At 63.6% G+C, this 9,197-nt stretch carries 7 protein-coding genes; 4 read left to right on the forward strand and 3 right to left on the reverse strand.

Annotated features, from left to right (window positions below; translation table 11 throughout):
- Positions 1–192: 192 nt before the first annotated feature.
- Positions 193–2,199: a methyl-accepting chemotaxis protein gene (locus MY55_RS13220; RefSeq protein WP_065202488.1), complete on the forward strand. Its 2,007-nt coding sequence runs from the start codon at positions 193–195 to the stop codon at positions 2,197–2,199.
- Positions 2,200–2,281: 82 nt separating this feature from the next.
- Here the strand turns inward: MY55_RS13220 and MY55_RS13225 are convergent, their stop codons facing one another.
- Positions 2,282–3,823: a thioredoxin family protein gene (locus MY55_RS13225; RefSeq protein ID WP_043579108.1), complete on the reverse strand. Its 1,542-nt coding sequence runs from the start codon at positions 3,821–3,823 to the stop codon at positions 2,282–2,284.
- A 164-nt stretch (positions 3,824–3,987) separates the two neighbouring features.
- Here MY55_RS13225 and MY55_RS13230 point away from each other — a divergent pair, with 164 nt between their 5' ends.
- Positions 3,988–4,200 carry a hypothetical protein gene (locus MY55_RS13230; RefSeq protein WP_047236596.1) on the forward strand — a complete coding sequence of 71 codons (213 nt, stop codon included), beginning with the start codon at positions 3,988–3,990 and terminating at the stop codon, positions 4,198–4,200.
- Here the strand turns inward: MY55_RS13230 and MY55_RS13235 are convergent.
- The gene (locus MY55_RS13235; RefSeq protein ID WP_065202489.1) at positions 4,197–4,613 is read right to left on the reverse strand and encodes an OsmC family protein; all 417 of its coding nucleotides are present in this window, start codon (positions 4,611–4,613) and stop codon (positions 4,197–4,199) included. The two genes, MY55_RS13230 and MY55_RS13235, sit on opposite strands and share 4 nt — an antisense overlap.
- 115 nt (positions 4,614–4,728) lie before the next feature.
- Between MY55_RS13235 and tsaD the strand changes: the two genes are divergently transcribed.
- Together tsaD and MY55_RS13245 are read left to right on the forward strand one after the other, a co-directional pair.
- On the forward strand, positions 4,729–5,754 hold the full coding sequence (gene tsaD, locus MY55_RS13240; protein WP_047243923.1) for a tRNA (adenosine(37)-N6)-threonylcarbamoyltransferase complex transferase subunit TsaD: 1,026 nt from the start codon (positions 4,729–4,731) through the stop codon (positions 5,752–5,754).
- Positions 5,755–5,809: 55 nt separating this feature from the next.
- Positions 5,810–7,705 (forward strand): ATP-binding cassette domain-containing protein, encoded by a 1,896-nt coding sequence (locus MY55_RS13245; RefSeq protein ID WP_065202490.1) that lies wholly within the window; start codon positions 5,810–5,812, stop codon positions 7,703–7,705.
- A 583-nt stretch (positions 7,706–8,288) separates the two neighbouring features.
- Here MY55_RS13245 and accD read toward each other — a convergent pair.
- Complete coding sequence (gene accD / locus MY55_RS13250) at positions 8,289–9,158, reverse strand: acetyl-CoA carboxylase, carboxyltransferase subunit beta (protein WP_043579102.1); 870 nt, start codon at positions 9,156–9,158, stop codon at positions 8,289–8,291.
- Positions 9,159–9,197: the final 39 nt, after the last annotated feature.

Below are 9,197 nucleotides of genomic sequence, written 5' to 3' on the forward strand. Positions count from 1 at the left end.
ACCGCGTCGGCGATATCCTCCCCTCCACGAAGCGCTTCCCGCCCGCGCGGGCGCTGACATGACTGGCAGCGAGCCCGCGCCCATCCATCTATCATTAACGCGCCGGCGCTTTTATTTTGATGCTCCTTGCCATAGCTAAAGGATTCTTGCTTAGCTCAAAAAACATGTTCCCACTTCTGACCGGAGAACCTGATGCGACAACTGACCATTCGCCAACTCATGTCCATAGGCACCGCCATCGCCGTCATCCCCTTGCTGTTCGGCAACCTGCTGATATGGCAGGGGAATGCCTCGCTGAGACAGGCCGCCACGGCAAGCGGCAATGCGTCGGCCGCCCTGCTGCATTTCAAAAACGCCCGCTACAACGTGGTGCAGATTCAGCAGTTCTTGACCGATGCCGCCGCCACCGGCGAAACCGCCGACGACTACCGAGACGAGGAAAGCAACTGGAAACAAGCCCTGACCGAGCTGGATACCCTGTCGCAACTTCTGCCGGAACTGGCCGCCGACCTGCAGACGCTGAAACCGCAAGTCAACCACCTGCACGAAGAAGGACGCGCGATGGTGGAGGCCTATATCCGGCAGGGCCGCGAGGCCGGCAACGCCATCATGAAAAAACCCGGCTCCGGCTTTGACGACACCACTGACGCGATAGACAAGAAACTTGAAGAACTGTCCAAGCGCATCGAACAACTATTCAGCGCGGCGAACAACGCACAGGAAAGCGCCCTGCGGCAAACCGCGCTGCTGAACGCCGCCATCGCGGCATTGGCCATTCTGCTCATACTGGCCGCCAACAGCTATCAATACCTCAGTCTGCGGCGCTTGCTGGGCGGCGAGCCGGCTTACGCTTCCGAAGTGGCAAAGGAAATAGCCGACGGCAACCTGTCCTTGCAGGTCGCTAACCAGTCGCAGTCGACGGACAGCCTGCTGGGCTCGATGAAAACGATGACGCAGAAATTGACGGAGCACCTGCGGCTGCTGGATCAGGAAACCAAGCAGGTCGGCCAGTCCTCGTACCAGATTTCCGAAATTTCCAAACACATCACCGACAACTCGGAACGGGAGCAGGGCCACTCGGATGAGGTGCGCCAGGCCACCACTGTGCTCGAGGAAACCACGGAATCGGTGCGCGCCATCGCGCAGAAAGTCAGCCAACACGCAGACCAGGCTCGCCTCAGCGCCAACCAGGGCATGGCCACCATGCGCAGCAATATCGAGGAGATGGGACGCGCCGTAGACGAGGCGCAGCAGGCAGAGGGCAAAATCCAGGCCTTGAGCGAGGCCAATCAGAAAATCCAGGTCATCACCCAGACCATATCCAGCATCACCGAGCAAACCAATCTGCTGGCGCTGAACGCCGCGATAGAAGCCGCCAGGGCGGGCGAAGCCGGACGCGGCTTCGCCGTGGTGGCCGACGAGGTGCGCAAGCTGGCCCACCATGCCGGCCAGGCTACCGATGAAATCACCGCCATCATCGGCAATCTGAACCAGCTGATAGAGGAAAACACTCAGTCGGTGCAGGGCATCATCGAGCGGACCCGCGCCGGCATGCAAAAAGCCGAAGAAGCCAGCACCGCCATCTCCAGCCTGGTGCACGACATCGACAACAATGTCCATGCCGCCCATCAGATCAGCGACGCCAGCTCCACCCAGATGCAGCGCCTGGACACTTTGCGCTCTACGCTGGCCAAGCTGCTGGACAATATGTCCGGCAACGCGCTGAAAGTGCGGACCACCGGCGTCATCAGCCGCGACTTGTACCGGGTGACGGGCAATCTGAGCCAGATCATGGAGAAATTCCGCTTCGACCCCAACTGGACGCCGACTGCGCGCAGCAACGAACACCGCCGCCATCCCCGCGTCAACAAGAACCTGCTGGTGCAGGTGGACGACGGCGGCCAGAAGCGCGACGCCACCACCGTGGACTTCAGCCTGACCGGCTTGCAGCTGCGGCTGCCGATGCCGCTGCAGGCCAAGGCCGGGAGCGAACTGCCGCTCAGCATCCAGCTGCCGCAAGACTCCATCGAACGCTATTCCAAGCAGCAACCACTGACGCTCACGGCCAAGTTGCTATGGACACGCAAAACCGAGGAAGGCGAGTTGTACGGCTTCTCGTTCGGCCGCCCGAACCCGCAGCAACTGGCGCAACTGGAACAAGCCTTCCTATTCTTCTGCCACAACCCGATCTACGAATAAGCGCGCCCGCCCGCAAATGACAACCCCCGCCGCAGGCCTGGCCTGGGCGGGGCGGGGGTTTGCGATGCGCGCCAGCGCCGGATCAAGACTTCAGGTTTTTCACCAGGCCATCGCACACCGGCTTTTGCGCGTCGCCGGCCGGCAGCTTTTCGCACACGCCGTTCAGCTGGCCGGCCAGGCGGCCGATTTCGTCCGCGTGCTTCTGGTCCTGGTTCCAGGCCTTCAGGCGGCTGGCGATCTTTTCCAGCGAACGGCGGCTGCGCTCGTAGAAGGCGCTGCTGGAGCGGCCCGCGTCGGAGAAGACCTCGCTGGCGGCCTTTTCGATGCGATCGGCGTCCTGCGGCGCCAGTTCCACCGCGTTGCTGACATAGCTGGCGCCCCACTGCAGGCGGGTGGCCTGCCCTTCCGACGCCTGGTAGGCCTTTTCATACCAGGCCAGCGCCGCGGCCTTGTCGCCGCGCTCCTTGGCGTTGGAGGCCAGAATAAGCATGTGGTAGTACGGCGCGTGCGAGGTTTTCAATTCCGCCTGCAGCAACTTGTCCGATTCGTCCAGCAGGCCGGCATCGGCCAGCAATTCGCCGGCGGCGGTGATGACCGCCTGGCGCTGGTAGGGATTGGCGCTCGCCTTGTCCGCGGCGGCCACCTGGCTGCGCACGTCCGCCAGCAGCGACGCCGGCAGAGGCTGCTTGGGGTGTTGCTGCTTGAACTGCGACAGCAAGGCGGAAGTGGCGCCCAGGCGGTCGCCCCAAGACAGCGTGGCGTCCGCCTCCAGCGCCGCCAGCTGCCGGCCCCAGGCCTGCTGCAGCGCCTGCTTGCCGGCCGCGTCGTCGCCCAAGAGCTTGATCACATCGCTGGCGGCGTAAATCACGATGTCGGCGTTGGCGCGGCTAAGCTTGCCGTCGGCCAGCACCTGCAGCAGCTGCGCGCGCGCGTCTTCGTGGTCGAACGGCGGCGGCTCCTTTTCGCCCGCCAGCGCCGCCAGCGCCTTCAGCCGCAAACGGGTGGCGGTGGCGGTCTGCGCCGCCGGCACCCGTTGCGCCAGCTGCGCCAGCGTGGCGGTGACGTCCTTCTCCGGAATGATCTGGCCCTGGTCAACATCCCAGGCGTAGTCGGCCAGCAGTTGCCAATCTTCCGCCGCCAGCGGCTTGCCGGCCAGCGCGTCCGCCAGCAGCGCCTTCACCGGCTTTACCGTCACCAGGCCCAGCTGTAGCGTGCGCAGGTAGCGCTCGGGATCCACCTCGCCCGGCAGGCGGGTGATTTCGGTGCCGTCGGGACGGAACAAGATCATGGTCGGGTAGCCGCGCACCTTGAACTGCTCGCCCAGTTGCTGGGCGTTGGCGCTGTCGCCGTCCAGATACACCGGCACGAACTGGCGGGTGGCGGCGATGAAGTCGGGCCGGTTGAAGATGGTGGATTTCACCTGGTTGCACGGCGGGCACCACACCGCGCCCCAGTACAGGAACACCGGCTTGTTTTCGCTGCGCGCCTTGGCGAAAGCCGCCGGCACGTCGCCCTGCTGCCAGCTGATGCCGGGCGGCAGCGCGTGGCCGTCGGCGACATCGGCATGGGAGAGCGGGGCCAGGCCGGCCAGCACCAGGGACAACGCCAGTAAAGTACGCTTCATGATCCAGCCTCGTTCAAAATGGGTAATGGCCCATGCTAAACCAATTACTCACAAAGCATATAGCATAACTGGCGATTTGCTTAGCAAGCCCGCTGCAAATCCCTGATGCCTAGCCGGCCCCAAGCGCGAAATGACATTGACCTACCCGCGGCGAGCGAGGAAAAATGGGGCTCGTCATTCCGCCGGAAAACCCAGCCATGCCCGTGAAGAACCGCAAACATCGAATCTTGCTTTTGTCGTCGCTGCTGGCCCTCTGCTTGATCGGCCAGATCCTCTCTTACCGCACCGTCAACCTCTCCAGCCTATGCGCCGGCGCGATCATCGGCATCCTCATCGCCCAGCTATCGGCGGAACTTGATGCCCTGCGCGCCGTTTAGGCTTCGCGCAGTTCGAAATCGTGGCTGATGTCGGCGGTCTTGCCCAACATGATGGAGGCGGAACAGTATTTCTCCGCCGACAATTTAATCGCCCGCTCCACCACGTCCGGCTTCAGTTCCTTGCCGGTCACCACGAAATGGAAATGGATCTTGGTGAACACCTTGGGCTCGGCGCCGGCGCGCTCGGCCTCCATCTCCACCCAGCAATCCGTCACCTGCTGGCGCGACTTTTTCAGAATGGTGATCACGTCATAGCTGGTGCAGCCAGCGGTTCCCAATAGCAGCAGCTCCATCGGCCGCGGCCCCAGATTACGGCCGCCGCCCTCCGGCGCGCCGTCCATCACCACCGCGTGGCCGCTGCCGCTCTCGCCCATGAAGCACACGCCGTCCACCCATTTCAGCCTCGCCTGCATCGCTTATCCCCTGCTTTTTCAATGAAAATGGCCATCAGACTATCATTGCCGATTTGGGACGACAAAGAATCACCTGTAGAATGGAAAGATTGTCCCGTTATATCTGAGCTGCACCATGCTGGTACTTGGTATTGAATCTTCCTGCGACGAAACCGGCGTCGCCCTCTACGACACCGAACAGGGCTTGCTGGCGCATCAACTGCACACGCAGATGGCGATGCATGCCGAATACGGCGGCGTGGTGCCCGAACTGGCCAGCCGCGACCACATCCGCCGCGCCATTCCGCTGACCGAAGCCTGCTTGCAGGACGCCGGCAAGCAGCTGGCCGACCTGGACGCCATCGCCTACACCCAAGGCCCGGGCCTGGGCGGCGCGCTGCTGGTGGGCGCCAGCATGGCCAACGCGCTGGCCTTCGGCCTGAACATCCCGGTGATTCCGGTCCACCACCTCGAAGGCCATTTGCTGTCGCCATTGCTGGCCGACCCCAAACCGCAGTTTCCATTTCTGGCGCTGCTGGTATCCGGCGGCCACACCCAGCTGATGGCGGTGCGCGGCGTAGGTAATTACGAAATCCTGGGCGAAACGGTGGACGACGCCGCCGGCGAAGCCTTCGACAAAACCGCCAAGCTGCTGGGCCTGCCCTACCCCGGCGGCCCGCTGCTGTCCAAACTGGCCGAATCCGGCAACCCCGGCCGCTTCACGCTGCCGCGCCCGATGCTGCACTCCGGCAACCTGGACATGAGCTTCTCCGGCCTGAAAACCGCGGTGCTGACGCTGACGAAGCAAGTGGAGGCCGAGCACGGCGCAATCGACGAACAAGCGCGGATGGACATCTGCCGCGCCTTCCAGGAGGCCATCGTCGAAGTGCTGGTGAAAAAATCGCTGGCTGCGATGAAGCAGGCCGGCATGAAGCGGCTGGTAGTGGCCGGCGGCGTCGGCGCCAACAAGCAGCTGCGCGCGGCGCTGGACGACGCCGCGGCGCGGCGCAAATTCGAGGTGTTCTACCCGCCGCTGGCGCTGTGCACCGACAACGGCGCGATGATCGCCTTCGCCGGCGCGATGCGGCTGAAATTCGCCGAACCGGCCGGCGGCTACAGCATCAAGCCGCGCTGGGACCTCTCCAGCCTGCCGGCGGTATAAACCCACCCATTTAGCCGCGCCGCCGCCCAGCGCCGGCGCGGCCAAGCAAAACGCCATGATCCAACTGAAAAACCTCAACCTGCGCCGCGGCCTGAAAGAACTGCTGGTCGGCGCCAATTTGACGCTCAACCCCGGCTACAAGGCTGGCCTCACCGGCGCCAACGGCGTCGGCAAATCCAGCCTGTTCGCCATGCTGCTGGGCGAATTGCACGCCGACGGCGGCGACGCGCTGATCCCGCCCAACTGGACCCTGGCCCACGTGGCGCAGGAAACCCCGGCGCTGGAGCGCAGCGCGCTCGATTACGTGCTGGATGGCGACAAGGAGCTGCGTTCGCTGGAAGCCCAGCTGGCCATCGCGGAAGGCAAGCACGACGGCAACGCCATCGGCCACCTGCACGGCGAGCTGGCCAATATCGACGCCTACTCCGCGCCCGCGCGCGCCAGCAAGCTGCTGACCGGCCTGGGCTTCGACGAAGCCGGCCAGCAGCGCCCGGTGGCCAGCTTCTCCGGCGGCTGGCGCATGCGGCTGAACCTGGCGCAAGCGCTGATGTGCCGCTCCGACCTGCTACTGCTGGACGAGCCGACCAACCACCTGGACCTGGAAACGGTGCTGTGGCTGGAAGATTGGCTGAAGAGCTACCCCGGCACCCTGCTGATGATCTCGCACGACCGCGACTTCCTCGACAGCGTCTGCAGCCACATCGTGGAAGTGGCCAACCAGAGCCTGACCCTGTACACCGGCAACTACAGCCAGTACGAAACCATGCGCGCGGAAAAACTGGCGCGCCAGCAGGGCGAATACGAAAAGCAGCAGCGCCAGATCGCCCATCTGGAATCGTTCATCAACCGCTTCAAGGCCAAAGCCAGCAAGGCCACCCAGGCGCAAAGCCGGATCAAGGCGCTGGAAAAGCTGGAGCGCATCGCGCCGGCGCACGTGTCCTCGCCGTTCGACTTCCATTTCGACAGCCCGGACAACCTGCCCAACCCGCTGCTGAAGCTGGAAAAGGCCAACGCCGGCTATGGCGACAAGATCATCCTGTCCCAGATCAGCCTGTCGGTGGAGTCCGGCGCGCGCATCGGCCTGTTGGGCGTCAACGGCGCCGGCAAGTCCACGCTGGTGAAGCTGCTGTCCGGCGACCTGGACCCGCTGTCCGGCGAACGCGTCAACGCGCAAACGCTGAAGATAGGCTACTTCGCCCAGCACACGCTGGAAACGCTGCGGCCGGAGGAATCGCCGCTGCAGCACATGCAGCGCCTGGCCCCCACTGCGCGCGAACTGGAGCTGCGCAGCTTCCTCGGCGGCTTCAACTTCCGCGGCGACAACGCCACCGACCCCACCGGCCCGATGTCCGGCGGCGAGAAGGCGCGGCTGGCGCTGGCGATGATCGTCTGGCAAAAACCCAACCTGCTGCTGCTGGACGAGCCGACCAACCACCTTGACCTAGAAATGCGCCACGCGCTGACGCTGGCGCTGCAGGACTTCAGCGGCGCGCTGATCGTGGTATCGCACGACCGCAGCCTGCTGGAGTCCACCACCGACGTGTTCTGGCTGGTCAGCGGCGGCAAGGTGCAGCCGTTCGACGGCGATCTGGAAGACTACCGCCAGTGGCGCATCGCCCAGCTGGCCGAAGGCAGCCAGCCCTCCAGCGGCGACGCGCAAGGCGTCAACCGCAAGGAACAGAAGCGCCAGGAAGCCGAAGCGCGCCAGCAACTGGCCAAGCAGCGCAAGCCGCTGCAAAACCGCCTGAGCAAGCTGGAACAGGAAATGAACAAGCTGAGCGAGGAAAAGTCGCAGCTGGAAGCCTTCCTGTCGTCCAGCGAGGCCTACGACGACGCCAACCGCCAAAAACTGGCCGACAGCGTCAAACGCCAGGGCGAAGTGGCCGGCCGGCTGGAAACCGTGGAAGAAGAATGGATGGACGTGCAGGAACAGCTGGAGGCGATGGAGTAAGCGCTCGCGCCCGCTTCCACCCCATTGACGACACCCCTCTCGCAGGGGTGTTTTTATTTTCGCCGTACGCGACCCGCATTGGCAAGCCGCCGGCAAAGGCTAGACAGGCCGAAAACCGGGCAACCGAACCGCCGCGCTCTCGCCGCAGCCCCTCTTTGCAGGATAGCCATAAGCCGCGGAGCTTTCGCTTTCCAACACAATCCACATCCAAATAGAACAAAGCTGTGGACAAGCCCGGGATAGCCCGGCTTTTATCTTTAGATTGAACAACTTGCCGAATCAGATTAAAAAACAGGCAATATCGCCGCTTACCCACACCGCTCCGGAACAAGCCTGGTGACAGACTGTGGATAAACCCAACAGCCCATTGAAATAAAAGCATAAAATCAGCATGTTCATTTTTTAAGCAGCCAGGCCGGCCTGGACGGCAAACGAATATCGAACACCCAGCATGCCCGCATCTCGGCCTGCGCGACGATGCGGCGGCGGGAAGTCAGGCGCATCCAAGCTGCGGCGCGCCAAATAAAAATGCCATCCGCTTTTGACAGCGGACGGCATTGGCCGGACGGCGCACTGAAACGAATCAGGCGACCGACGGTTCTTTCATCAGCAGGGTGATCAGGCCGGCGATCTTGCGCTTCAGCTCGCGCCTATCCACCACCATGTCCACCGCGCCCTTTTCCAGCAGGAACTCGGCGCGCTGGAAGCCTTCCGGCAGCGTTTCGCGCACGGTCTGCTCGATCACGCGGGCACCGGCGAAGCCGATGCGCGCCTTGGGTTCGGCCAGCACCACGTCGCCCAGGAAGGCGAAAGAGGCGGACACCCCGCCCATGGTCGGGTCGGTCAGCAGCGAGATGAACGGCAGCTTGTTCTCTGACAGCAGTTGCAGCGCGGCGCTGGTCTTGGCCATCTGCATCAGCGAATTCAGGCCCTCCTGCATCCGCGCGCCGCCGGAGGCCGCCACGCAGATGAACGGAACCTTGGCTTCCACCGCGGCTTGCACGCCGCGCACGAAGCGCTCGCCCACCACCGAGCCCATGGAGCCGCCGATGAAGCGGAATTCAAACGCGGCCACCACTGCCGGCAGCGAATGGATGCTGCCCTGCATCACCACCAGCGCGTCGTCTTCGCCGGTGTCACTCTTGGCCGCGGTAAGGCGGTCGGGGTACTTCTTGCTGTCCTTGAACTTGAGGATGTCCACAGGGCGGACTTCCTCGCCTATTTCGCGCCGGCCCTCTTCATCCAGCAGCAGGCTCAGGCGCTGACGCGCCGTCAGCGGATGATGGTGGCTGCACTTGGGGCAGACCTGCAGATTGCTCTCCAGGTCGGTGTAATACAAAACTGCTTCACATTCCGGGCACTTGCTCCAAAGCCCCTCGGGTACCGCCGAAGGCTTGTCAGCGCGGTTTTCGCGCTTGATCTTCGGCGGCAGGAGCTTGTTCAACCAGCTCATGCTGACTCCTTGAATCTTGAGTGTCCGGGACATATCCCG

The organism is Chromobacterium subtsugae (assembly GCF_001676875.1).
Lineage (GTDB): Bacteria > Pseudomonadota > Gammaproteobacteria > Burkholderiales > Chromobacteriaceae > Chromobacterium > Chromobacterium subtsugae.

Bases quoted from the DNA above. Each gene is read 5' to 3' on its own strand.
- MY55_RS13220 (WP_065202488.1), top strand. From the start codon at position 193: ATGCGACAACTGACCATTCGCCAACTCATGTCCATAGGCACCGCCATC.
- MY55_RS13225 (WP_043579108.1), bottom strand. From the start codon at position 3,823: ATGAAGCGTACTTTACTGGCGTTGTCCCTGGTGCTGGCCGGCCTGGCC.
- MY55_RS13230 (WP_047236596.1), top strand. From the start codon at position 3,988: ATGGGGCTCGTCATTCCGCCGGAAAACCCAGCCATGCCCGTGAAGAAC.
- MY55_RS13235 (WP_065202489.1), bottom strand. From the start codon at position 4,613: ATGCAGGCGAGGCTGAAATGGGTGGACGGCGTGTGCTTCATGGGCGAG.
- tsaD (WP_047243923.1), top strand. From the start codon at position 4,729: ATGCTGGTACTTGGTATTGAATCTTCCTGCGACGAAACCGGCGTCGCC.
- MY55_RS13245 (WP_065202490.1), top strand. From the start codon at position 5,810: ATGATCCAACTGAAAAACCTCAACCTGCGCCGCGGCCTGAAAGAACTG.
- accD (WP_043579102.1), bottom strand. From the start codon at position 9,158: ATGAGCTGGTTGAACAAGCTCCTGCCGCCGAAGATCAAGCGCGAAAAC.